This window comes from Kitasatospora sp. NPDC057595 (genome assembly GCF_042800875.1).
Taxonomy (GTDB): domain Bacteria; phylum Actinomycetota; class Actinomycetes; order Streptomycetales; family Streptomycetaceae; genus Kitasatospora.
Genome location: NZ_JBHVGL010000021.1, coordinates 3,066 through 3,821, shown reverse-complemented (window position 1 = coordinate 3,821; position 756 = coordinate 3,066).

The following is a 756-nucleotide window of genomic DNA, read 5'->3' as shown; positions in this document are numbered from 1 at the left end:
GTGTGGGGGGCTGTTTTTTTTTAATAAGACCCCCCCATACGTCACCCCCCCCCACCGGATCCGGGGGGGGTCCACCGCCCCCCCGCCCCCCCCCCGGGTGTGGTTTGTCGCCCCCGCCTACTCCCCACTCCCAGGTCCTGAACACCAAGCACACCGTCAAGCAGCCACCCGCAGAAAGGTTTCATCCCCCGGCCACCAGAACGAAAAGTCGACCACCCCGACTTCCCACCCCCCCGAAGCCGGCGCGGAGCAAGCAGAAAGGTTTCACCACCCCGCCGACCTCCCACCCCCAGGCCCACCCCCAACAGTCACGACATCAGAGCGGCCCCCGAACCCTCAGCGGGCGAACAGGACCCGGCGGGCGGAGTGGAAAGTCGGCCCCATCGACTTCCCACTCCGCGGGCCAACCTGACAGCCAGCACACCAAGCAGGGAAACCACCCGGGCAGCGGAACAGGAAGTCGACCCCGCCGACTTCCCCGTCCCAGCAGACCCCGGCACGCCGGGCAGCAGGGTGAGCGCAAGAGCGGCAGAAAGGTTTCGCCTCTCGGCGACGGCGGAGTGGGAAGTCGATGACGCCGACTTCCCCATCCCAGCGCGCCCAGCAAGGCGAGGCACCAGGGCAACCGAGAAGCAGGCAGAAAGGTTTCGCCCCCCGGGCGGCGGAACAGGAAGTCGACCCCGCCGACTTCCCCGTCCCAGCAGACCCCGGCACGCCGGGCAGCAGGGTGAGCGCAAGAGCGGCAGAAAGGTTTCG